This is a genomic window from Haloechinothrix halophila YIM 93223 (genome assembly GCF_000504245.1).
GTDB classification, from domain to species: domain Bacteria; phylum Actinomycetota; class Actinomycetes; order Mycobacteriales; family Pseudonocardiaceae; genus Haloechinothrix_A; species Haloechinothrix_A halophila.
In genome coordinates, this window is record NZ_KI632509.1 from 2,551,182 (window position 1) to 2,574,153 (window position 22,972).

Below are 22,972 nucleotides of genomic sequence, written 5' to 3' on the forward strand. Positions count from 1 at the left end.
TTGTGAAAAAGAACGGGAGCACCGACACGGTGGCGACAGGAGACGGCGCACGCGGCCGCGACCTGCCGCTAGTCGGTGTGCCCACACAGACCGGACATGAGGGCCGGACACGGCACGAGGTCGCCCGGCTGCTACTGGAGCAGGGCCCGATCACTGCGGCCGCGGTCGCCGACCAGCTCGGCATCAGCCCGACGGCGGTGCGCAGGCATCTCGATGCGCTGCTCGCCGACGGCGAGGCTGAGACGCGGGACGCGTCGAGCAGGGTCCGCAGGGGCAGGGGACGACCGGCTAAGTCGTTCCTGCTCACCGATGCGGGCAGGGCACGCTTCGGCCACGCCTACGACGACCTCGCGGTCGCCGCCATCCGGTTCCTGGCAGAACACGGCGGTAAGGACGCCATCCGCGCGTTCGCCGAGCATCGGGTCGCATCCCTCGTCGGCCCGCACCGCGAGGCGATCATGCGGGTCTCGGACCCGCAGGCGCGGTTGGAGGCCCTCGCCGTCGCGTTGACGAGGGAAGGTTACGCTGCGTCGACCCAGCGAATCGCCGCGGGAACGGGGCAGCAGCGCGAGTCGGTCGGCGGTGCGAGCACACAGTTGTGCCAGCATCACTGCCCGGTCGCGCATGTCGCCGCCGAGTTCCCGCAGCTGTGTGAAGCCGAGACGGCGGCATTCGCCGAGCTGCTCGGCACACATGTGCAGCGGCTGGCGACCATCGCACGGGGCGACGCCGCGTGCACCACACACGTGCCCACGGATACGCAGAATCCTCCGAGGGACAAGAGAGCAGGATCCACGAAGAAAGGGATGCCCGCATGACTGCCGCTGCAGAGCAGCGCACCCCCACCACGGTGCAGACCAAGCCTGGGGAACAGCTCTCCCAGGAAGAGACCATTGCCTCGCTCGGTAAGTACGAGTACGGCTGGGCCGATTCGGACGACGCGGGCGCGAAAGCGACACGCGGGCTCAACGAGGAGATCGTTCGTGACATCTCCGACAAGAAGGATGAGCCGGAGTGGATGCTCGAGCAGCGTCTGAAGGGCCTGAAGCTGTTCGAGCGCAAGCCCATGCCGAACTGGGGTGCCGACCTTTCCGGGATCGACTTCGACAACATCAAGTACTTCGTCCGGTCCACTGAGAAGCAGGCGACCAGCTGGGAAGACCTCCCGGAAGACATCAAGAACACGTACGACAAGCTCGGCATCCCCGAGGCGGAGAAGCAGCGCCTCGTCGCCGGTGTCGCCGCGCAGTACGAGTCCGAGGTCGTCTACCACAAGATCCGTGAGGACCTCGAAGAGCAGGGTGTGCTGTTCCTCGACACCGACACCGCGTTGCGCGAGCACCCGGAGATCTTCCGGGAGCACTTCGGCTCGGTCATCCCGGCCGGTGACAACAAGTTCTCCGCGCTGAACACCGCGGTGTGGTCTGGCGGGTCGTTCATCTACGTGCCGAAGGGCGTGCACGTCGACATTCCGCTGCAGGCCTACTTCCGGATCAACACCGAGAACATGGGCCAGTTCGAGCGGACGCTGATCATCGTCGACGAGGACGCCTACGTGCACTACGTCGAGGGCTGCACCGCGCCGATCTACAACTCGGACTCGCTGCACTCGGCCGTCGTCGAGATCATCGTGAAGAAGGGCGCCCGGTGCCGCTACACCACGATCCAGAACTGGTCGAACAACGTCTATAACCTGGTCACCAAGCGGGCACGTGCCGAAGAGGGCGCGACCATGGAGTGGATCGACGGCAACATCGGCTCCAAGGTCACCATGAAGTACCCGTCGGTGTTCCTCACCGGTGAGCACGCCAAGGGCGAGGTGCTCTCGGTCGCGTTCGCGGGCGAGGGCCAGCACACCGACGCGGGCGCCAAGATGGAGCACCTCGCGCCGCACACGTCGTCGTCGATCGTGTCGAAGTCGGTGGCGCGCGGCGGTGGCCGTACCTCCTACCGTGGCCTGGTCAAGGTCGCCAAGCGGGCGCACCACTCGAAGTCCAATGTGGTGTGTGACGCGCTGCTGGTCGACACGATCTCGCGCTCGGACACATACCCGTACGTCGACATCCGCAACGACGACGTGTCGATGGGCCACGAGGCCACGGTGTCCAAGGTCAGTGAGGACCAGCTGTTCTACCTGATGAGCCGTGGCCTGGCTGAGGAAGAGGCCATGGCGATGATCGTGCGTGGCTTCGTCGAGCCGATCGCTCGCGAGCTGCCGATGGAGTACGCGCTCGAGCTCAACCGCCTGATCGAACTGCAGATGGAAGGAGCCGTCGGGTGACGGTGGCTGAAAACAACACCGGGCTTGCCGGCCCTGGAGGCACCAACACCGCTACTGCCGCGGAGGCCGTCATTCCGGCGGCCTCCCGTGGCGAGCGGTTCACCGGTTACGACGTTGAGGCGTTCGAGGTGCCGAGTGGCCGCGAGGAAAACTGGCGCTTCACGCCGATGAAGCGGCTGCGCGGCCTGCACAACGGCACCGCCGAAGCCGACGGCACCGTGAGCGTCGACGTCGACGCGGCGTCCGACGTGAAGGTCGAGGTCGTCGGCCGGGGCGATGACCGGCTCGGTGTGGGCGGTGCGCCCAGTGACCGGGTGGCCGCGCAGGCGTACTCCTCGTTCACCGAGGCCACCATCGTCACCGTGCCCACCGACACCAAGCCGGACAAGGCCACGCTGGTGCGCGTCACCGGTCCCGGCGAGGGCAAGACGGCCTACGGCCACCTGCAACTGCGGGTCGAGGCGTTCAGCAACGCATCGATCGTGCTGGACCACGTCGGGTCGGGCACCTACGCCGACAACGTCGAGTTCGTCGTCGGCGAGGGCGCGAAGCTGACCGTGGTGTCGGTGCAGGACTGGGCCGACGACGCGGTGCATGTCTCCGAGCAGCACCTCTCGCTCGGCAAGGACGCCACGCTCAAGCACACCGTGGTCACCCTGGGCGGGGACCTGGTGCGAGTGTCGCCGACCGCGCGGTTCGCCGAGGCCGGTGGCGACGTCGAGATGCTGGGGCTGTACTTCGCGGACGCGGGCCAGCACCAGGAGCACCGGCTGTTCGTCGACCACGCGGTGTCGCACTGCCGCTCCAACGTGATGTACAAGGGCGCGCTGCAGGGCAATGGCGCGCATTCGGTGTGGATCGGTGACGTGCTGATCCGCGCCGCCGCCGAGGCGACCGAGACCTACGAGCTGAACCGCAACCTGGTGCTCACCGAGGGCGCGCGCGCCGACTCGGTGCCGAACCTGGAGATCGAGACCGGCGAGATCGAGGGCGCGGGCCACGCCAGCGCCACCGGCCGGTTCGACGACGAGCAACTGTTCTACCTCCAGTCCCGCGGGATCCCCGAGGACGCGGCGCGCAGGCTCGTCGTGCGCGGGTTCTTCCACGAGATCCTGATGAAGATCGACGTGCCCGAGGTCCGGGAGCGGCTTGTGGCGGCCATCGAGGCCGAACTCGAAGCCGTGGAGAACACGGCGAACGCCGAACCCGCGACCACTGCCTGAGCCACCACCACGAACACAAGGAACTGAAGCGACCATGTCCACTCTGGAAATCAAGGACCTGCGCGCCAGCGTCACCACCGACGAAGGTGCCAAGGAGATCCTCAAGGGCGTCAACCTGACCGTGAAGTCGGGCGAGATCCACGCGATCATGGGCCCGAACGGCTCGGGCAAGTCGACGCTGTCGTACGCCATCGCCGGTCACCCCAAGTACGAAGTGACCTCCGGCGAGGTGCTGCTCGACGGCGAGAACGTGCTGGAGATGAGCGTGGACGAGCGGGCCCGCGCCGGGCTGTTCCTCGCCATGCAGTACCCGGTCGAGGTGCCGGGCGTGTCCATGTCGAACTTCCTGCGCACGGCGGCCACGGCCGTTCGTGGTGACGCGCCGAAGCTGCGGCACTGGGTCAAGGAAGTCAAGGAGGAGATGGCGAAGCTGGAGATCTCCGGCGAGTTCGCCGACCGCAGCGTGAACGAGGGCTTCTCCGGCGGTGAGAAGAAGCGCCACGAGATCCTGCAGATGGCGCTGCTCAAGCCGAAGTTCGCCGTGCTCGACGAGACCGACTCCGGCCTCGACGTCGACGCGCTGCGGGTGGTCTCGCAGTCGGTCAACGAAGTGGCCGAGTCCACCGACATCGGCGTCATGCTGATCACGCACTACACCCGCATCCTCAAGCACATCCAGCCCGACGTGGTGCACGTGTTCGCGGACGGCAAGATCGCCGAGTCCGGCGGCAAGGACCTCGCGGACGAGCTCGAGGAGAACGGCTACGTCAAGTACATCGGGAAGCCGGAACCGGCTCGTATCTAACGACCCGTCGTGAGTGCGGATCAGGGTTAGAACCCAGATCAACACTCACGACCCGCACCCGAGAGGAGGCAGCGCATGACCACGAGCACGACGCCGGGTGAGACGGGCAGCGTGACGCCCGGTTCGGCCGCGACTGCTCCGGCTGATGCGCCGCTCGACGTGGCCGCGCTGCGCGCAGACTTCGCGATCCTGACCCGTACCGTGCGCGACGAGAAACCGCTGGTGTACCTGGACTCCGGAGCGACGTCGCAGCGTCCCCGCCAGGTGCTCGACGCGGAGCGCAAGTTCCTCGAGACGGCGAACGCGGCCGTGCACCGGGGCGCGCACCAGCTCGCCGAGGAAGCCACCGACGCCTACGAGGACGCTCGCGCGGCGATCGCGGCGTTCGTCGGGGTCGATGTCGGTGAGGTGGTGTTCACGAAGAACGCCACCGAGGGCGTGAACCTGGTCGCCTACGCGATGAGCAACGCCACGACGGCCGGCCCCGAGATGGAACGCTTCACCCTCGGCAAGGGCGACGAAGTCGTCATTACCGAGATGGAACACCACGCGAACCTGGTGCCGTGGCAGCAGCTGTGCCAGCGCACCGGAGCGACACTGCGCTGGTTCGGCGTCACAGCGGACGGCAGGCTCGACCTGTCGAACATCGATGAGCTGATCACCGAGCGCACCAAGCTAGTGGCGTTCACCCACCAGTCGAACGTGCTGGGCACCATCAACCCGGTGCGCCAGATCGTGACGAAGGCACGCGAGGTCGGTGCGCTGACGCTGCTGGACGCCTGCCAGTCGGTGCCACACGGTCCGGTGAACTTCCATGAGCTGGGTGTCGACTTCGCGGTGTTCTCCGGGCACAAGATGCTTGGCCCGTCCGGCATCGGTGTGCTCTACGGGCGCAGGGAACTACTCGAAGCGATGCCGCCGTTCCTGACCGGTGGGTCGATGATCGAGTTGGTCAAGATGGAACAGACCACCTTCGCGCCGCCGCCGCAGCGGTTCGAGGCCGGCGTGCCGATGACGTCGCAGGCAGTGGGCCTCGGCGCGGCCGTCAGGTATCTGAACAGCATCGGCATAGACAACATCGCCAAGCATGAACATGAGCTGACCAGGGCTGCCGTCGCCGGGCTGAGCGCCATCGACGGTGTGCGGATCATCGGGCCTGGCATCGAGGCGGACGGCGACGTCCACGACCGTGGTGGCGCGGTGTCGTTCGTGGTCGACGGGGTGCACCCGCACGACGTGAGCCAGGTGCTCGACAGCCTCGGCATCGCGGTGCGCGTCGGGCACCACTGCGCGTGGCCGCTGCACCGGGCGCTGGGAATTCCATCGACCGTGCGTGCGTCGTTCTATCTGTACAACCAGCTAAGCGATGTGGACGCGCTCGTCGCTGGCGTGCGCGAGGCACGGCGCTTCTTCGGTGTAAGCGAGGACGACGCTGGCGGCGCCGGTAACGGACAGGCGGGTGGATAGGTAGTCCATGCAGTTGGAAAGCATGTACCAGGACATCATCCTGGACCACTACAAGAACCCGCATGGTCGTGGTCTGCGGGATCCGTACGACGGCGAGTCGTTTCAGGTCAACCCGACCTGCGGGGACGAGATCACGCTGCGGGTGCACGTCGACGGCGACACCATTACCGACGTCTCCTACGACGGCCAAGGCTGCTCGATCAGCCAGGCATCGGCGTCGGTGCTGAATGACCTCGTCGTCGGCAACACCGTCGAGCAGGCCATGGCCACGATGAACGCCTTTGTTGAACTGATGCAGGGACGCGGCACGGTCGAGCCGGACGAAGAGGTGCTCGACGACGGCGTCGCGTTCGCCGGTGTCGCCAAGTACCCTGCCCGGGTGAAGTGCGCGCTGCTCGGGTGGATGGCGTTGAAGGCCGCCCTTGCCAGTGCCGGAGTGGCAGGAGCCGCACAGGGAGTTGAAGTGCAGTGACAGAGAACCAGACTGAGACGCCGCAACAGACCGATCCGCGTGCCGGGCGCACCGCCGCCGACCTGCCGGAGCAGTCCGAGTCGGCTGCCGGTGGTGGCGTGGCGGCCGTCGAGGACGTCGAAGAGGCCATGCGCGACGTGGTCGACCCCGAGCTGGGCATCAACGTCGTCGACCTGGGCCTCGTCTACGGCATCCGGGTGGACGAGGAGAACACCGCGACCATCGACATGACGCTGACCTCGGCGGCCTGCCCGCTGACCGACGTCATCGAGGATCAGACCAGGTCGGTGCTGTGCGGCAGCTCCGGTGTCGTTGACGACTACGCGATCAACTGGGTCTGGATGCCGCCGTGGGGGCCGGAGAAGATCACCGAGGACGGTCGCGAACAGCTGCGCGCCCTCGGCTTCACGGTCTAGTCCTCCCGCGGGAGTTCGTGTCCTGCACCCATGGCGCCGTGTCCGACACTCACGCCGCCGTGTCTGACATCCAGGACGTTGTGTCCTGCACTCACGCCGCCGTGTCTGACAGTCACGGCGGCGTGTCGTGCGTTCGAGACGTTGTGTGCCACGCTCGTGCCGCTACCTGACGGGTGTGCTGGAGACCAATAAGCACGAAACCGCGACGCCGCGCGTGATGCCTGGCACCTCCTGAACGTCAAGTGACGACGAAAGCTATCTGTCTCATCGGTGACCTGAAATCTGGAATCACCGGTTCGGCGGTTTCCGTTCCGCTCGCTGTCACGGTGAGTATGCTGGCTGGCACGGGAATCGGCCCGAACGGGGCCGGAACCATCGCTGGTGAGGAGGGATGCTCGTGGGTGTCGTCGGATGGATCGTTCTTGGCGTGATCATCCTGCTGGTCGTGATACTCGTGTTCGTCGCGATCTCGGCCTACAACGGGCTGGTCAAGCGCCGCAACGCCTATAAGAACGCGTTCGCGCAGATCGACGTCCAGTTGACCAGGCGCCACGACCTGATTCCGAATCTGGTCGAGACCGCCAAGGGCTACATGAAGCACGAGCGGGAGACGTTGGACGCGGTGATCAGGGCGCGGTCCGGTGCGGTCAACGCGCAGGATGCGGCGCGGCAGAATCCTGGCGACCCGAACGCGATGAACGAGCTGGGCCAGCAGGAGAACGCACTCACCCAGACGTTGGGCAGGCTGTTCGCGCTGCAGGAGAGCTACCCGGACCTCAAGGCGAACCAGAACATGATGCAGCTCTCCGAGGAACTGACCTCGACCGAGAACCGTGTCGCGTTCGCCCGTCAGGCGTACAACGACTCCGTGATGGCCTACAACAACAAGCGCGAGGTCTTCCCGTCGAACATCTTCGCCGGCATGTTCGGCTTCAAGGAAGCGGCGTTGCTCGAGGTGGACCGGCCGGAGATGCGGGAGGCGCCCGAGGTGTCGTTCTGATTCGCGCCGCTGAGACCGTCATAGCCCACCAGCCGGATCTGAGTCTATGAATTTCTTCGAGCGTCAGACCCAGGTGCGCAAGGTGTCCGCGCGCCTGGTGTTCCTGTTCATCGCCGCCGTCGTCGGCATCATCGTCGTCGTGGATGCCGCCGCGTTCTTCCTGCTCGGGCTGTACGAGCAGGGTGCGGGCAACGCGATCAACGTGCTGTTCTGGATCACGCTGCTGATGCTGCTGGTAATCGTGGGGACATCGTTGTTCCGGATGCTAAGTCTGCGCAACGGCGGCGGTGGCAAGGTCGCGCAGTCACTCGGCGGGGTGTATGTCCCCGAGGACACCACCGACCCGCAGCTGCGCAGGCTGCGCAACGTCGTCGAGGAGATCGCGATCGCGTCCGGCACGCCGGTGCCCGAGCTGTACGTGCTGCCGAACGAGCAGGGCATCAACGCGTTCGCGGCGGGCTGGTCCACGGCGGACGCGGCGGTCGCGGTGACCCGCGGGACGCTCGAGCGACTCAACCGCGACGAGCTCCAGGGCGTCATCGCGCACGAGTTCAGCCACGTCGTCAACGGCGACATGCGGCTGAACATCCGGCTGATGGGCGTGCTGTTCGGCATCCTCGCGCTCGCCGTGGTCGGCAGGATCGCGCTGTACAGCGGCAGGGGCCGCAACGGCGCGCCGATCATGGTGATCGGGTTGTTCGCGATCGTCGCTGGCTACATCGGGCTGTTCTGCGGCCGGTTGATCAAGGCAGCGGTGTCCCGGCAGCGGGAGTACCTCGCGGATGCCTCCGCCGTGCAGTTCACCCGGCAGGCTGACGGCATCGCGGGGGCATTGAAGAAGATCGGCGGACTCGACGCCGGGTCACGGCTGCGCAGCGGCAAGACCGACGACGTGAGCCACATGTTGTTCGGGGAGGGCAGGCGGTTCTCCTCGCTGTTCGCAACCCACCCGCCGTTGCCGAAGCGCATCCAGCAGCTCGACCCGACTTTCGACCCGAACGAACTGCACGAGCTGAATCAGCGCTGGTCGTCCCGGCCGCCGAATGGCATGGCCGAGGACGCCGCGCTCGGGCTCGCCGAGGGGTCGACAGGTGGGGCACCGCAGGCACCCGCCGCGACCCAGGCGGCCGCACCGTCGCAGCGGATTCCGGTCAGCCCGGAGAGTGTCCTCGCCGGGATCGGTGACCCGTCGGCGGGGTCGTACGAGCAGGGCCAGCAGCTGCTGAGCCGGATTCCCGCCGAACTACGGGACAGGGCGCGGCGCGTCGACACGGTCGTGCCGCTGGTGTACGGGCTGCTCATCGCGGACGACGACCAGGCGCGGCAACACCAGCACGCCACACTGACCGCCCGCTACGGGCAGGCGTTCGTGGATGCGGTGGCGCGGGAAGCCCCTGCGCTGCGTGGGCTGGACCCGGAACTACGGCTGCCGCTGGCTGAACTGGCGTTCTCCGCATTACGCAGGCGTGAGCCGCAGGAACTGCGGCAGATCATGCACACCATCGGGGAGCTGGTCAGGGCGGACGGCAGAGTCGACGTGTTCGAGTACTGCCTGTCCACGCTGCTGCACATCGAGCTGCACGAGGTGCTGTATCACCGTCCGCCATGGCGTGAGCGCAGGCAGCGGCTCGGTGAGAAGACCACCGCGCATGCTGTCGCGCGGCTCTTCGCGCTGTTCGCCCGGATCGGCAGCGATGACCCCGCCGCCGGGCAGGCCGCCTACGACGCGGGCATGGGCCGGGTGTTGCCCGGCGCGTCGATCCCGTTCGCCGTGCCGGACGAAGGTCTCGTCGCGCTGGACGCGGCCTGGCCGCTGCTCGACGGCCTGCACGGCCAGGACAAGGCGCGGCTCGTCGAGGGCCTGGTGCTGGTCATCAGCCACGACGGCGTGATGACCGTGGCCGAACTGGAGCTGCTGCGCACGGTGTGCGGGCTGCTGCACGCGCCGCTGCCGCCGATCGCGACGGCGGCGCGGCCGACGGGGCCCGTCCCCGGCCAGGCATAACTGGCACGTTCCCGCTCCGGTCGCGTGATCGACGTCAGCCCTATGCCCTCGGGGCGCTACCCGTCGCTGTCGCCCTGCCGGTGACGGGCGTCGCCGAGCAGCTGCGCCAGCGCGTGCACCGGAGACGTCTCCAGCTTGTGCCGGTGCGCGTCGTAATGGTCACGGGTGGTGCGGATGTCGGCGTGGCCCAGCAGGTCCTGCACCTTCTGCACCGGGACGTCGCTGGCGAGCAGCAATGTGCCGGTCGTTCGCCGAGCGGTGTGCGGGCTGATGGCATCCGCGCCCGAGATGCCCGCCGCCTTCGCCTGGGTTCGCAGCAAGTGCCAGATGTGGCGCTGGCTCAACGGTTTTCCGCCTGGTTTCGCCGAGTCGTAGGGATGAGGTGACGTCGCGAGCAGCGGGCCGGTGAGTCCGTCCGCGCCCACGCCGAGCCGGTTCGCCCGGTGCCGCAGGTAGTTGCTCAGCGGGTGCAGCGCGGCGGGGGCGAGTGGCACGAGATCGCGGTGCCCGCCCTTGGCGAGGTAGCGCAGGATCGTGTGACCGGCGTCGGTGTCCAAGTCCTCGATCCGCGCCGTCGTGATCGCGGATACACGCACGCCCGTGTAGAACAGCAGCGCCACCACGGCCGCATCCCGCCAGGACGCTTCGGTGTCGTTGCGCATCGCGCGCTGTTCGACGTGGTTGAGCAGCCGCGCGGCGGCCGAACCGTCCAGCGCGGGTAGCGGTGACGTCCTGCCGCGCTTCGGCCGCGACACCGCGGCGACCGGATTGCGCTCGGTGACGTCGTTCGACTGCAGGTAGCGGTACCAGCTGGACACCCCGGCGAGCGTGCGCGCGACCGTCGACGCGGACGCGGGCCGTGGCACGCCGTCCTTGCCGGTGACGGTGAGCCCGTTCTTCCACGCGTCGACGTCGGCTCTGCGCGCGTGCAGTGGGTCGAGTCCGGTGCGGTCACACCACGACAGCCATGCCGCCAGGTCCGCGTAGTACGCCCGGCGAGTGTGTTCGGTTTTGTCTGTTTCCAGCCACAGCACGGTGATCTGCCGGACGCCGTAGCGATCGAGGGGATCGGCCGGCGGTAGCGCGGGCAGCAGTTCGACGGCTGCGGTGATCGCGTCTCGGAGCCCAGTGTGCGTGCTCGCTGAGAGGTCCGGAACGCGGCTGGTATCGCGTGCGAGGTCGAGTGAGCGACCGGGGGAGCCCCCTGCTTCCAAATGCTCGGTCATAACAGGCATTATCACCGAGCACAATCACTATAAGATTGAGCAGTATCGCGTGTCGTGAAACAAAAACACGATCGCGTGCGCGAAACTAGAAGACATGACGATGGACGAGAATCTCGACACGGAGCAGGGGAACGAGCCGCAGACGGGCGCTGAGCGCAATGCGGAGCACGATGGAGCCACCGAGGACGCGGGTGAACGCGAAGACGGCGTTGACAGCGGCGATGAGAGCGCGATGAGCGAGGACATGACCGACGAGCCGATCGTGCGGTGCGCGCTGGACGGCTGTGACAACCCGTTGCCGCCGCGCCCGGTGGACCAGCACGGCCGGCGCAAGGGCGGACGGCCGTCGTCGTACTGCTGCAAGTCCCACGCTGATGCGGCGTCACGCGCGCGTCGGGTGGCTCAGGCAGCGGCGGTCATCGACCCGTTGTCGGATCTGCGGCAGGCGAGCGAGTCGCTCAGTGCGGTGACAACGCCGGTGGTGGAGGCGATCACGGCGCTGCGGGAGCGGTTCTCGGCTGCTGAGGAGGGTGCGATCGCGCAGGTGCGTAGGGCCGAGGAGGAGGCTGGGACGGCGCGCAACGAGGCAGAGGACGCTGTCGCGCGGGCCGAGCAGAGCGAACGCGCGCGGAATGCGGCACTGGTTCAGGCGCGGGAGGACAAGCAGGCGCGCGAGAAAGCCGAAAAGGCGGCGGCGACAGCGACTGCGGAGGCCGAAGCGGTCACGAAGCAGGCGTGGGAGAAGGTCGCCGAGCACGAACGGGCCGCGGGCGCGGCAGACGCGGCTAGGGCCGTGGCGGAGAACGCGCGGGACGAACTCGCCGCGACCCTGCGGTCGGCACGCGCGGAACTGGACGCACTGCGCGAGGAGCGGGACGCGCTCCGGCGGGAACGCGATGAGGCGCGCACCGAGCTGGGGGAGCAGCGGGCCGAAGTGGCGCTGTTGTCGGAGCGGTTGTCATCGGCACGCGCGCAGCAAGCCGCTGCGGAGAATGCGGCCGAGCACGCCAGGAAGGAGGTCGCGCGCACCCAGGATCAGGCGGCTGAACTGGTCGAGGAGGCGCGACGGCAGCGAGCGGAACGCGACGACGCTCTGAACCGGTTGGCAGAGGAGCACGCCGCTCGCCGCGTCGCCGAACAGACAGCCGAGGCGGCGCAGGCCACGGTGGAATCACTGCGCACGGCACTAGCCGAGGCCAACACCAGGGTGGACACGCTGCTGGCTGCACGAGAAGCGAAGCAGAAGTCGTCGGTGGCACCGGATCAGGCCGAAAGCGGTGATGCGGACGCTAAGCGGTGATTGTCAGCGTCCTCCGCACAATGTGGCAATGGCGTGGTCGATCCATGCTGTCAGGAACGCGTCCTCGCTAACGTCGCCGGGCACCTTGCCGATCAGAGCGTGCAGGATCCGGTAGTAGGTCAGCGAGGCAAGCAGCACTGCCGCAGTCGCATCCGGGTCGGTAACGGTCATTCTGCCTGCGGCGACACCGTCACGGATCCATTCCGCCGTGGTCTCGTAGAGCCCGCTGCTGACGCCGTGCCACATCTGTTCCAGCAGATCGGGGAAGGGCTCGAGTTCGCGGAAGATGATTCGTAGGTGGTCGCGGTTGGTGTCCAGTGCGGTTCAGATCAGCGGAGCCACCAGTTCCAACGTCTCACGTGGGTCGTCGGGCAATGTGCCGGCGTCACGACGGCCATCGGCGATGGACTCCAGGTGCTGACGAACGATCTCGGACAGCAGCGCGTGTTTGGACGGGAAGTGCTTGTACAGCGCGCCGGAACCAGCGGTCAAACCGCAGGCCACCTGGATGTCGGCGACCGAGGTCGCCGCGAAACCCTTGGTCGAGAACAGTGTGGTCGCCGCGACGGTGATCTCACCGAGGTCGCGTTCCGGCCGAAGTTGCCGGGGGTGGCGATGCCGTCGCCGAAGTGGACGCAGCAGATCCGGCTGACCGCTGGCAAACGCATCGACATCACCAACGCGCCGCTGCCTCGAAACAGGCTCGCCAACCGGATGATGACCTTTACTGGCACCTTCGAGGTCGAACCGGTGGAGGAAGGAACCCGGGTGGTTCGGACGGTCCGGATGGACTTCACACCGTGGGCGCGTCCGCTCGCTGAACGGATTCTGAGAGGCAAGCTGCAACCGGCGGTGGAGGATGAGATCCGACTCGCGAAGGCATATTTGGAGACTCGGTGTGACCGTTGACGTGCGGTGGCCGATACCATCCGCTTCACGCCGTGCGGCCCGCGCTATCAGTACAGTTTGGGTCAATAGCGGTGTGGCGTGGCGACGCATGCCCAATTCAGGTGGGGAGAACTGACGTGCGCCGAGAGCAAGTTCATCGGTTGGTGCGGGTCGTACTCGGTGCTTCCTTCTTTACCTTCGTCATGTACTTCTCGCTGTTCGCAGCCAGTGGAGCTACTTGGACTGTTGACGGACAAGCAGGGCTCGAACAGTTGCGGCGTAGCCTCGGAACGCTCAGCGTTTCCGTCGTCATGGGGCTGATCGCGCTGGCGGGAACTCGCTTGATCATGGGGTGGCGGGTGCTGTCGCCATGGCTGTTGCTGGCGCTGCCCATTCCGGCTGCCTATGCGGTCGCAGCCCTCGGCTACTGGTAATCGCCTGCGCAGGTGGGATCGACGCTCATGTCAGGGACACTCGGGTCAATTCGGATTGGTGAGACAAATTCTTGACTGCGGTTGATGGTTCAAGCCTGCGAGATTGGCTAGGTCGGGAGGTTGCATCACCGGACACCAGTGCGTGCAGCGAGCGATGACGGCGCATTGTTGATCAACCACCCGCGCGGTGTTGCGCGAGAATGTCGGCGTTATCCGGTTCGGCGAACAACACCGCGCGGTAGGTTGATCAACAATGCGCCAGTCACGCGGTGACCTGGTTAGAACGGCGCTGCTGCCCGAGCGTGTGACCGGCTCGGACAGCTTATCGCTGTTAGGATGACGAAGCGGTATCTATCGCTGCCAGGAGGAACTGTGGTTCGCGATCGCATCACCACGCAGCCGGGGGTTATGGGGGTCAGCCCTGCATCCGTGGCATGCGATTTCCCGTGAAGACCATCGTTCACATGGTTGCCCAGGGCATGTCGACCGAGCAGATCCTGGCCGAGCATCCCGACCTCGAAGCGGAAGACGTTCGGCAGGCACTTGAGTTCGCTGCCGCGTCCCTTGATGCGGACAGCTACCTTCCGTTGCGCCATTCGGCATGAAGGTCCTGCTCGAACGCGAATCGGAAAGCCTCGGGGCCATCACTTGTTCTGCTCCGAAACCTGCCAGAGGTAACGGCGGCGCAGGTCAGTGCTCTCATTCTGGGAACCTCGATCAGTTCGAGGCGGCACTCGTCAAGGGAGCGGTGGTGTCGATCGTGGACGACCGAATCCGTGTTCGCCGACTGCCGTTTCAGTGATCGCCCGCGGCTTCAGGCCGCGCCCGTGGCAGCTCTGCCGCGCAGGACGTCGACGCGATCCACGCCCGGTCTGCCAAGCACCCAGCTGGTGCCGCCGATCGACTTCGCGCGCTGCTTGAGCCGTGCCAGCTCCCGCGATACCTCCTGATAGGACGTCACCGTGCCGGGGGCGCAGGTCAGCCCGGCGAGCGTGACGCTGACCGTCATGTTCTCCACCGTCCACGGTGTGTCGAGCAGCGCGGGCGCGAGCGTGCCGATCTCGTCCATGTCGGCCGCGATGAGAAAGTCGTCCCCGCCAACGTGGCTGACCGTCATCTTGGGCAACTGTGCCGCGAGGTCGGTCAGTGTCTCGCCGAGCGAGCGGATCAGCTCGTCCCCGGCCGCATAGCCCACCTGCGCGTTGACCTGCTTGAACTCGTCGATGTCCAGCGACGCCGCGATGAACGGCTCCCCGGCGATGATGCGTCGTTCGACATCCTTGGCGATGGTGGCGCTACTGGGCAGACCGGTGATCGGGTGCAGCGAGGCGGCTTCCTCCACTGTGGCCTCCGCGACGCCACGCACCACCTCGGCGACCCGCACTATGCCGAGGCACACGCCATCTCTGCCGATGACGACGATGTCATCGTGCATCCGGTTCGCCTCGGCGGCGGCGACGACGTCGAGCAGGTCGAGCGCACCCGCGCCCGCTGGCACGGTGTGCGGGGTGTCGGCGAATGTCGCCGCGGGCTTGGTCGCGTGCAGCGCGTGGCCGTAGCGGCCGGACAGTGCCAGCAAGAACCGGCTCTTGTCGACCGTCCATTCCGGACGTCCATGGTGGTCGAGTCCGACTAGTGCGTGTGGCTGGTCGTCGGCCGCGAGGGCGTTGCGGGCGTCGTCGCAGGTCGCGTCGGCGGGCAGCGTCACGGCGGGGCGCACGAAGTCCGCCACGGTGGGAATCCCGAACGACGACAGCGCGGCGTTCTCCTGCCGCGTCGCACAGAGCACCGTGCGTGCGGTGAGCGATCCGGCGTCGGCGTCCAGCAGCGGCCCTTGCAGGATGCGCAGCCCGGCGTCGCGGGCAGCGGCGAACTCGTCCTCGGTGCGCACACCGGTCGCGACCAGCCGCGCTCCGGTGTGCGAGCCGACGTGCAGCAGCGCGCGCACCAGCGCGGCGGATGTCGTCCCGCCAGGCAACGCACGCACGACCGAACGGTCCAGCTTGAGGATGTCGACCGGCGCGGCGCTGAGCAGCCCGAGCGGTAGGTCGCCGGCGCCGAGGCCGTCGAAGGCGACCTGGAAGCCCAGCTCGCGCAGCCACGAGACAGCTGTGATCAGCCGGTTCGGGTCTGCTTGGGTGAACGGCGGGCCAAGCTCGATGACGACCTGGCTGGTGCGGCGGCCCGCTCGTTCCAGCGCGTCGAGCAACGGACGCAGCGAAATCTGGTCGGCGGCGATGGCGGTCGCGAGCAGGTTGACGTGCAGCGGTAGCAGCGTGGGTGTCGCCGCCTCCTGCTCGACCGCGGTTGCCGCGAGCGCGATGTCGGTCTCGACGAGACGTCCCTGTTCCCGGGCGTGGCGCAGGATCTCCTGCGGCGTCGGCCCCGACGTCCCCGCGAGCGCTTCGACTGCGACGGCGTCGCCGGTGTGCAGGCTGTAGAGCGGCTGAAACGCGAACCGCACGGAGTCGGAGAAGCCAGCCACGGCGCCGATGTTGCCGCAGGACGCCGTGACCCGACAGTGATGTCAGCGGATGTTCACGGCGCACGCCCTGGTGTTCACCTCGGCGACACCGGCTTGTCGCCTGACGCGGCCGGTTACGCACCGCACGCCGTTTGGTGGGCCGATTACGGTAGATGTGTGAATGAGCGTGATGATCACAGAGCAAGTCAGCCAACGACGGCCGACGTCGACCGGTCGACGCGCCGGGACGGAACCGCGACCCCGCCGATCGGCGTGGCCAGCGCGTTCCGCACCGACAGGGACCGGATCGCGGTGTCGCCGTTCTTCGCCCGGCTGGGCGGGGTCACTCAGGTGGTGAGCGGCACCGACGCCGGGGTGTTGCATAACCGGCTGACCCACAGCCTCAAGGTCGCGCAAGTCGCCCGCGCCGTGGCGGAGCGGATCAACGCATCGGCCGAGTACGGCGCGCTCGCCGAGAAGCTCGGCGGCTGTGACCCGGAGGTCGCCGAGGCGGCCGCGCTCGGTCACGACTTGGGCCACCCGCCGTTCGGCCACCTGGGTGAGCAGGTGCTGGACCACATCGCCCGCACCCGGTTCGGCCTCGCCGACGGCTTCGAAGGCAACGCGCAGAGCTTCCGCATCCTCACCACTACCGACGTGCGCGGCCCTTCCGGCGTCGGGCTCGACCTGACCGCCGCCGTGCGCGCGGCGGTGCTCAAGTACCCGTGGGCGCGCTCGCGCTACCCGCAGCCGCACCCGTCGACGATGGATGTTCCGCCACGTGGCGCCGCCGAGTCGTCCGAGGCTCCTGGCTGGGGGTCGAGCAAGTTCTCCGCCTACGTCACCGAACTGGACGACCTCGACCAGGCGCGGGCGCCGTTCGCCGACGCGATCGAGTCTTGGCAGCAGACCATCGAGGCGTCGGTGATGGACACCGCGGACGACATCGCCTACGCCATCCACGACCTGCAGGACTTCCACCGCATCGGCGTGCTGCAGCACGCGTCGGTGTCCCCGGAGCTTGGCGTGTGGCTGACCGCGTCACGCGAGCTGGCGCATCTCGACGACGCCACGCTGGCGGCACACTCCCGGCGTCCCGGGTACTCGCTGGAGCAGCTGCGGCGGCGGATGCACGCCAAGGACGCCGCGATGGTCGACGACGACGCCTTCCGCGCCGCGGTCACCACGGTGCGCACCGAGTTGGTTGACGGACTGCTCGCGCAGGTTTTCGATGGCTCGGTCGAGTCGGAGCAGGCGCTGGCGGATTTCTCGGCGCGCTGGACGTCCCGGCTGGTCGACGGCATCGCCATGACGGACTCGCCGTCCACCCGCTCCGGCCATGTGACGCTGCGCCCGCAGCAGTGGCACGAGGTGCAGGTGCTCAAGTTCGTGCACCGCCGGTTCGTGTTGCTGCGGCCCGATCTGGCGTTGCACCAGCGTGGCCAGGCGTCGCTGATCACGAATCTGGTCGGCGAACTGGACGCCTGGCTCAGCGACGCGCGGGAGTCGTCGCGCATCCCGCGCAGGCTGCACGACTTGGTCGAGCTGGCGCACACGGAGTATGCCGGGCTCGCCAAGGACCGCCCCGAGCTGCTACTCGCGCCGGACGGCTCGGCTGCCCCGGACGTGGCATCGCTGGCCAAGGGCCGGGCGATCGTTGACTTCGTCGCGTCGCTGACCGACAAGCAGGGCGCGACGTTGCTGGACGCGCTCGCGGGCCGGGTCAGCGCCCCCTGGTCGGACTCGTTCGTCCTGTGAAGGTCCGGGAGGTCGCGGGCGGCGGACGTGCCGTCGAGGTGCCGCCGGAACGGCTGGCGCGGTGGTTCGGCGGGTTCGAGAAGCGCAACGGCCCCGCCGAGCGCACCGTGCTCAGCCCGGAGGAAGTGGTGGTGACAGCCGCCAACGGCACCACGGCCACGGTGGCGGTGCCGTTCCCGCCGCTGGACGCCGAGGGTGAGCGGTCCGGCCTCGATGTCGACGCACTGGTTCAGCACGCGATGGCCGAGCGCCGGATCGGGCTGGTGCTGGTCCGGCTCGGCGCGCACAGCATCGGCATCGCCGAGGGGGAGCGGGTGGTCACCTCCCGCACGGATCGGCATCTGGTGCACGGCCGCACGTCGAAGGGCGGCTGGTCACAGCAACGGTTCGCCCGGCGCAGGGACAAACAAGCCACTGAGGCGCTGGCGAGGGTGGCTCGTGATGTCGCCGACGTGCTCGGCCCCCGCGTGGGCGAGCTGGACGCCGTTGTGTGCGGCGGCGATCGTGCCGCCATCGACGAGCTCCGCGACGACCCGAAGCTGGCCAGGGTGTTCGCGCTGGCCAGGCCCGTGGTGCTCGACGTCGGCGAACCCCGCAAAACGGTGCTGGACGAGGCGGCACGCCGAGCGCGTGCCGTTGAGGTGGTGGTGCGGGATGGCTGACCTGCACGGTTCAGCCCCGCGGCTTGTCGATCTTGAGGCGTTGTGGTCGCTATCACGACCACAACGCCTCAAGATCGCTTACTCCGACAGCCCCGGCGATGGTGTTCGGCCGCCGAGCGTGTGGATCATCATGCGTCGTGGTGACACGGATCGCCAGAACGCCTCATGATCGTTTCTTGGCAGCGCAGAGCATCGACTAATTGGCGATGTTCTACATTTGCGTAGTACACTCGGCCCATGAGCGAGGTGGGCATCAGGGAGCTGAACCAGGACACGTCCGGCGTGCTGGCCAGGGTCAAGCGTGGTGACACGGTCGACGTGACGGAGCGGGGCACCGTCATCGCACGGTTGGTGCCCGCGCAGCCCGCGCCGATGGCGGACCTCATCGCGTCAGGGGCGCTGCAACCCGCGACGGCGACGGGTCCGATCCCTCGTCCGACTGGTCCCATCCGTACCGAGAGTCAGGCTGGCGAATTGCTTCGGGAGATGCGTGACGACGAGCGGTTCTGATGATCTATCTCGACACCGCCGCGCTGGTGAAGCTCGTTCGGCGCGAACCGGAAAGTGACGCTCTTGCTGACTGGCTCGACCACGCCACCGACACAGACCGGGTGTCGTCCGCGTTGTGTGAGGTTGAGTTGCCGAGAGCGCTACGGCGCACGGAGCCGGATTTGCTCGCCGCTGTCCCGGCGTTGTTGACCCACATCGCTCGTTACGCCATTGACGATCTGGTCCGGTCGACCGCCGCGAGTTACACAGACCAGCACTTGCGCACGCTCGACGCGATCCATCTGGCCACCGCACACGGCGTCTTCGGACCCGCACGCATCACGGCATTCGTCACGTATGACCGCCAGTTGCGTGCGAGCGCCGCACAGTGGGGGCTGAGCACGGCGAGTCCTGGTCAGGAGCCGTCGGCATGAGCCGCGTCACCACGTGAGAATCCGCTCGACACCGGCCCGTACACTGGGCGTCATGGTCGTCCGGTTGGAATAGCTGACAACGGCGTCCCGCGGCTCCCCGAAAACGGGTCTGAGCGCGGGACGCGATGACGTCCTGCCTTTCCCGCGACCGTGTTCGGAGTTCATTCGTGATTTCTGCTACCGGCCTTGAGCTGCGCGCCGGGTCCCGCATCCTGCTGTCCGAGACCGCGCTGCGCATCCAGCCAGGCGACCGGATCGGCCTCGTCGGCCGCAACGGTGCTGGCAAGACAACGACGTTGAAGGTGCTCGCCGGGGAAGGCGAGCCCCACGGAGGCGAGCTGCGCCGCAGCAGCGCCATCGGCTACCTGCCGCAGGATCCGCGTGAAGGCGATCTGTCGGTGACCGCCAAGGATCGCGTGCTCTCGGCGCGCGGCCTGGACCAGATCGCCCGCGACATGGAGAAGGTGCAGCTCGCGATGGCAGAGCTGGCCGATGATGCGGAGCGGGACAAGGCCATCCAACGTTACGGCAAGTTGGAGGAGCGGTTCGCCTCGCTCGGTGGGTACGCCGCCGAGAGCGAGGCCGCGCGGATCTGCACCAACCTGGGCCTTGAGGACCGGGTGCTCGGCCAGCCGCTTGGCACGCTCTCCGGTGGGCAGCGCAGGCGCGTCGAGTTGGCGCGCATCCTGTTCGCGGCGTCCGAGGCGGGTGCGAGCGGCAAATCCAACCGCATCCTGCTGCTCGACGAACCGACCAACCACCTCGACGCGGACTCGATCAGCTGGCTGCGCGGCTTCCTCAAACAGCACGCGGGCGGCCTCGTGATCATTAGCCACGACGTCGAGTTGCTGGACGAGGTCGTCAACAAGGTCTGGTTCCTCGACGCGACCAGGGCTGAGCTGGACGTCTACAACATGAACTGGCGGCGTTACCAGGACGCTCGCGCCACCGACGAGAAGCGCCGCAGGCGCGAGCGCGCGAACGCCGAGAAGAAGGCGTCGGCGTTGCAGGCGCAAGCGGCCAAGCTCGGCGCGAAGGCGACCAAGGCCGTTGCGGCGAAGAACATGGCGCGCCGCGCGGACGAGATGCTGGCGAACCTGGACGAAACCCGCCAGGCGGACAAGGTCGCCAAGATCAGCTTCCCGGCGCCCGCATCGTGCGGCAAGACACCGCTGACGGCGTCCGGGCTGTCGAAGTCGTACGGCTCACTGGAGATCTTCACCGGCGTGGACCTGGCGATCGACCGGGGCTCGAAGGTGGTCGTGCTCGGCCTCAACGGCGCTGGCAAAACGACGTTGCTGCGGCTGCTCGGCGGCATGGAACAGCCCGACACCGGTGAGCGGGTGTCAGGCCACGGGCTGCGCCTCGGCTACTACGCGCAGGAGCACGAGACGCTGGACCATGACCGTTCGGTGTGGGACAACATCCGCGGCCTCGCGCCGGACACCGGCGAGCAGGAGCTGCGCACGCTGCTTGGCACGTTCTTGTTCACCGGCGAGCAGCTGAACCAGCCAGCTGGGACGCTCTCCGGCGGTGAGAAGACGCGGCTGGCGCTGGCGGGGCTGGTCTCCAGCGCGGCCAACGTCCTGCTGCTCGACGAGCCGACCAACAACCTCGACCCGGCCAGCCGCGAGCAGGTGCTCGACGCGCTGCGCAGCTACACCGGTGCGGTCGTGCTGGTCACCCACGACCCTGGCGCGGTGGAGGCGCTGGAACCGGAACGGGTGATCCTGTTGCCGGACGGCACGGAGGATCACTGGTCCGAGGAATACCTGGACCTGGTCCAGCTCGCCTGAGCCGGACACGCCGGTCGTTGGTGACGGATAACCGTGAGCACCAGCGATCCGGTGAATGTCCCACAGCCCATCGCGGTGGCCGGTAGCATACCGGCAGGTAGCCGCCACCGAGAGCGTTCGAGATTAGGCCGTACGTGGTGCGTTCGCCCGTATTTGCGTTCCCGCCTGGCGTTAAGCCGCGCTGTGTTCGATCATTGCGGCTAGAAGGGGCCTTCTGGCCCAGAACACTCCGGCGGGAGGCGTGACAACCGTGGCTGATCTGAAGAAAGGCGCGCGCATCACCGGTAACACGCGCGAGAAATTGGCGACCGATCTGAAGAAGAAGTACGAGAAGGGCGCGAGCATCCGCGCCCTCGCCGAGTCGACAGGGCGTTCCTACGGTTTCGTGCACCGCGTGCTGTGCGAGTCGGGTGTACAGCTGCGCGGCAGGGGTGGGGCGACCACACGGAAGAAGAAGTAGCAGCGGCTACGCGGTAGGTGGCCCGGCCTGTGCCGGCGGCGTCCGCTGCCTACCGAAGCACAGCCACGCGCCCAGCAGCACCAACGGATAGACGAGGTAGCCCCACCTCGTCGCCGGTGTCAGCAGCGTGGCGGCGCCGAGACCAACGGCGATCCGCAGGGCCGCGTCGGCGGCGGTCGCCGGAGGTCGCAGCACGAGCCAGCCCGTGATCACGACGGCGGCGACGCCGAGCAGCGCGAGCGCGAGCACATGACCCATCGGTCCCATGCTCGCGAGTAGATGTCCGGGCAGCGGACTCGCCGCTGGCGAGTCGACCTCGGCCGCACCCATCGGGAACCGTATAACGTTCTCGACGAACGCCTGTGGCTCCGTGGCGATGATCGGTACCGTCACGGTGGCGCACGCGGCGATCAGCGCGGCCGTGAACGCCGCTGCCGCGCGGGCGCCGTACCGGACCAGCACCAGGATGACGAGCACCAGCACCGCGGGTGCCGCGGTGAGCTTCGCGCTGACCACGAGCGCGAGCATGATCCCGGACATCACCGGGTTGCCGCGCGCCGCGAGCGCGATCGCCACCAGCAGCAGCCCGAGCACCGCCAGGTCAGGTCCCGCGACGGCGAAGGTCAGCGCGGTCGCGGGGGAGACCAGCGCGAGCTGCGCCGCTCCGATGGGTACCGGCGGCCTGCCAAGTAGCCGCAACGCCAGCAGTGCGCCCGCCGTCGCGACGAGCGCGAACACGATCCTGGCGTCGGTCAGCGCCAGTGCGACCGCGTTGTCGGCGCCCAGTTCGACGACGAGCGCCTTCGGTAACCCGAACAGCGCCATCACCGGGCCGTAGGGGGTGTAGTCGTCGACCATCGGGGGCCGGTCGAGGCCCGCGACGTCGAGGTACGGGCTGCCGTCGCGCAGCAGTAGCAGTGCCGAGCGTTCGATGACCCACACCTCGGGCTGTGCGCCCCACGCCGCGGGGTTGTCGCTCCAGTCGCCGCCGCCGAGCCGGCGCAGCACCAGGTGCGCCAGCGGCGCGAGGAGCGCGAACAGGCACGCCACCGACACCGAGAACCACCGCGAGTGGAACCAGTGGCGGGGGAGTTCCCGGTGGCGCGCGTACCCCACAAGCACGACGACGTGCACGGCCGCGAGCCCGTAACCGACCGCCGCGTAGCCGCCCCAGACGCGGTGGGTGGCGAACTCCGAGGCAAGCGCCGTGATCACCGCGAAGACGGTAAAGCTCAGGTAGACGGTGAGATCGAGTGCGCGGGTACGCGCAGCGACGCCACCGCGCGCGGTCAGCTCCGCCGTCTCACTCACACCTGAGCCCCTCATGTCGACTTGGCCGTGCCCCGCAGACTACTGCGGCCACCGGGGTTCGCTGCGTGTCGGTGCCAGCGT

24 protein-coding genes are annotated in these 22,972 nt (G+C 67.8%); 19 read left to right on the top strand and 5 right to left on the bottom strand.

What is annotated here, in order from left to right; all coding sequences use genetic code 11:
• Window positions 1-2: 2 nt before the first annotated feature.
• From AMYHA_RS11605 to AMYHA_RS11645, 9 genes are all read left to right on the top strand, one after another.
• Window positions 3-818, top strand: a complete 816-nt coding sequence (locus AMYHA_RS11605) for a helix-turn-helix transcriptional regulator (protein ID WP_196776875.1) — start codon at window positions 3-5, stop codon at window positions 816-818.
• Entirely contained in the window at window positions 815-2,281 is a 1,467-nt protein-coding gene (gene sufB, locus AMYHA_RS11610) for a Fe-S cluster assembly protein SufB (RefSeq protein WP_034270874.1), read from the top strand. The genes AMYHA_RS11605 and sufB overlap by 4 nt, the downstream gene beginning before the upstream one ends.
• A complete protein-coding gene (gene sufD, locus AMYHA_RS11615; RefSeq protein ID WP_084037097.1) occupies window positions 2,278-3,504 on the top strand; it encodes a Fe-S cluster assembly protein SufD in 1,227 nt (408 codons plus the stop codon). The genes sufB and sufD overlap by 4 nt, the downstream gene beginning before the upstream one ends.
• A 34-nt stretch (window positions 3,505-3,538) precedes the next feature.
• A complete protein-coding gene (gene sufC, locus AMYHA_RS11620; protein ID WP_034270876.1) occupies window positions 3,539-4,309 on the top strand; it encodes a Fe-S cluster assembly ATPase SufC in 771 nt (256 codons plus the stop codon).
• Window positions 4,310-4,384: 75 nt separating this feature from the next.
• Complete coding sequence (locus AMYHA_RS11625) at window positions 4,385-5,776, top strand: cysteine desulfurase (protein ID WP_084037099.1); 1,392 nt, start codon at window positions 4,385-4,387, stop codon at window positions 5,774-5,776.
• Window positions 5,777-5,783: 7 nt separating this feature from the next.
• Window positions 5,784-6,248, top strand: coding sequence for a Fe-S cluster assembly sulfur transfer protein SufU (gene sufU / locus AMYHA_RS11630; protein ID WP_034270879.1), 465 nt, complete (start codon window positions 5,784-5,786; stop codon window positions 6,246-6,248).
• On the top strand, window positions 6,245-6,664 hold the full coding sequence (locus AMYHA_RS11635; protein ID WP_034270881.1) for a metal-sulfur cluster assembly factor: 420 nt from the start codon (window positions 6,245-6,247) through the stop codon (window positions 6,662-6,664). The genes sufU and AMYHA_RS11635 overlap by 4 nt, the downstream gene beginning before the upstream one ends.
• Window positions 6,665-7,055: 391 nt before the next feature.
• Window positions 7,056-7,664 carry a LemA family protein gene (locus AMYHA_RS11640; RefSeq protein WP_034270883.1) on the top strand — a complete coding sequence of 203 codons (609 nt, stop codon included), beginning with the start codon at window positions 7,056-7,058 and terminating at the stop codon, window positions 7,662-7,664.
• 46 nt (window positions 7,665-7,710) lie between these two features.
• Window positions 7,711-9,669, top strand: a complete 1,959-nt coding sequence (locus tag AMYHA_RS11645) for a M48 family metallopeptidase (RefSeq protein WP_051399784.1) — start codon at window positions 7,711-7,713, stop codon at window positions 9,667-9,669.
• A gap of 56 nt (window positions 9,670-9,725) precedes the next feature.
• Here AMYHA_RS11645 and AMYHA_RS11650 read toward each other — a convergent pair whose 3' ends face one another.
• On the bottom strand, window positions 9,726-10,895 hold the full coding sequence (locus AMYHA_RS11650) for a tyrosine-type recombinase/integrase (RefSeq protein WP_051399785.1): 1,170 nt from the start codon (window positions 10,893-10,895) through the stop codon (window positions 9,726-9,728).
• A gap of 94 nt (window positions 10,896-10,989) precedes the next feature.
• Between AMYHA_RS11650 and AMYHA_RS11655 the strand changes: the two genes are divergently transcribed.
• Complete coding sequence (locus tag AMYHA_RS11655) at window positions 10,990-12,195, top strand: coiled-coil domain-containing protein (RefSeq protein ID WP_051399786.1); 1,206 nt, start codon at window positions 10,990-10,992, stop codon at window positions 12,193-12,195.
• A gap of 3 nt (window positions 12,196-12,198) precedes the next feature.
• On the opposite strand, the gene AMYHA_RS27885 is transcribed toward AMYHA_RS11655, so the two are convergent.
• Window positions 12,199-12,513, bottom strand: coding sequence for a TetR/AcrR family transcriptional regulator C-terminal domain-containing protein (locus tag AMYHA_RS27885; protein ID WP_330760650.1), 315 nt, complete (start codon window positions 12,511-12,513; stop codon window positions 12,199-12,201).
• A 6-nt stretch (window positions 12,514-12,519) separates the two neighbouring features.
• Window positions 12,520-12,837 carry a TetR/AcrR family transcriptional regulator gene (locus AMYHA_RS28380; RefSeq protein WP_407919908.1) on the bottom strand — a complete coding sequence of 106 codons (318 nt, stop codon included), beginning with the start codon at window positions 12,835-12,837 and terminating at the stop codon, window positions 12,520-12,522.
• 75 nt (window positions 12,838-12,912) lie between these two features.
• On the opposite strand from AMYHA_RS28380, the gene AMYHA_RS28385 reads away from it, so the two are divergent.
• The 3 genes from AMYHA_RS28385 to AMYHA_RS28490 all read left to right on the top strand — a co-directional run bounded on the left by AMYHA_RS28385 (window position 12,913) and on the right by AMYHA_RS28490 (window position 14,122).
• Entirely contained in the window at window positions 12,913-13,104 is a 192-nt protein-coding gene (locus AMYHA_RS28385) for an SRPBCC family protein (protein WP_407919909.1), read from the top strand.
• A 116-nt stretch (window positions 13,105-13,220) separates the two neighbouring features.
• A complete protein-coding gene (locus AMYHA_RS11675; protein ID WP_034270887.1) occupies window positions 13,221-13,517 on the top strand; it encodes a hypothetical protein in 297 nt (98 codons plus the stop codon).
• A gap of 353 nt (window positions 13,518-13,870) precedes the next feature.
• Window positions 13,871-14,122, top strand: a complete 252-nt coding sequence (locus AMYHA_RS28490) for a DUF433 domain-containing protein (protein WP_269189781.1) — start codon at window positions 13,871-13,873, stop codon at window positions 14,120-14,122.
• Window positions 14,123-14,331: 209 nt separating this feature from the next.
• Here AMYHA_RS28490 and AMYHA_RS11685 read toward each other — a convergent pair whose 3' ends face one another.
• Complete coding sequence (locus AMYHA_RS11685) at window positions 14,332-16,002, bottom strand: GGDEF domain-containing protein (protein WP_034270889.1); 1,671 nt, start codon at window positions 16,000-16,002, stop codon at window positions 14,332-14,334.
• 246 nt (window positions 16,003-16,248) lie between these two features.
• Here AMYHA_RS11685 and AMYHA_RS11690 point away from each other — a divergent pair, with 246 nt between their 5' ends.
• The 6 genes from AMYHA_RS11690 to AMYHA_RS11715 all read left to right on the top strand — a co-directional run bounded on the left by AMYHA_RS11690 (window position 16,249) and on the right by AMYHA_RS11715 (window position 21,580).
• Window positions 16,249-17,739: a deoxyguanosinetriphosphate triphosphohydrolase family protein gene (locus AMYHA_RS11690; protein ID WP_034276877.1), complete on the top strand. Its 1,491-nt coding sequence runs from the start codon at window positions 16,249-16,251 to the stop codon at window positions 17,737-17,739.
• On the top strand, window positions 17,736-18,401 hold the full coding sequence (locus AMYHA_RS11695) for an acVLRF1 family peptidyl-tRNA hydrolase (protein ID WP_034270892.1): 666 nt from the start codon (window positions 17,736-17,738) through the stop codon (window positions 18,399-18,401). The genes AMYHA_RS11690 and AMYHA_RS11695 overlap by 4 nt, the downstream gene beginning before the upstream one ends.
• Before the next feature lie 237 nt (window positions 18,402-18,638).
• Window positions 18,639-18,911: a type II toxin-antitoxin system Phd/YefM family antitoxin gene (locus AMYHA_RS11700; RefSeq protein ID WP_034270895.1), complete on the top strand. Its 273-nt coding sequence runs from the start codon at window positions 18,639-18,641 to the stop codon at window positions 18,909-18,911.
• A complete protein-coding gene (locus AMYHA_RS11705; RefSeq protein WP_034270897.1) occupies window positions 18,911-19,324 on the top strand; it encodes a type II toxin-antitoxin system VapC family toxin in 414 nt (137 codons plus the stop codon). Before AMYHA_RS11700 ends, AMYHA_RS11705 begins: the two co-directional genes overlap by 1 nt.
• A gap of 167 nt (window positions 19,325-19,491) precedes the next feature.
• Window positions 19,492-21,120: an ABC-F family ATP-binding cassette domain-containing protein gene (locus AMYHA_RS11710; RefSeq protein ID WP_034270900.1), complete on the top strand. Its 1,629-nt coding sequence runs from the start codon at window positions 19,492-19,494 to the stop codon at window positions 21,118-21,120.
• Between the two features lie 250 nt (window positions 21,121-21,370).
• A complete protein-coding gene (locus AMYHA_RS11715) occupies window positions 21,371-21,580 on the top strand; it encodes a helix-turn-helix domain-containing protein (RefSeq protein WP_034276879.1) in 210 nt (69 codons plus the stop codon).
• 6 nt (window positions 21,581-21,586) lie between these two features.
• Here the strand turns inward: AMYHA_RS11715 and AMYHA_RS11720 are convergent, their stop codons facing one another.
• On the bottom strand, window positions 21,587-22,906 hold the full coding sequence (locus AMYHA_RS11720; protein ID WP_051399790.1) for a glycosyltransferase 87 family protein: 1,320 nt from the start codon (window positions 22,904-22,906) through the stop codon (window positions 21,587-21,589).
• Between the last annotated feature and the right edge of the window lie 66 nt (window positions 22,907-22,972).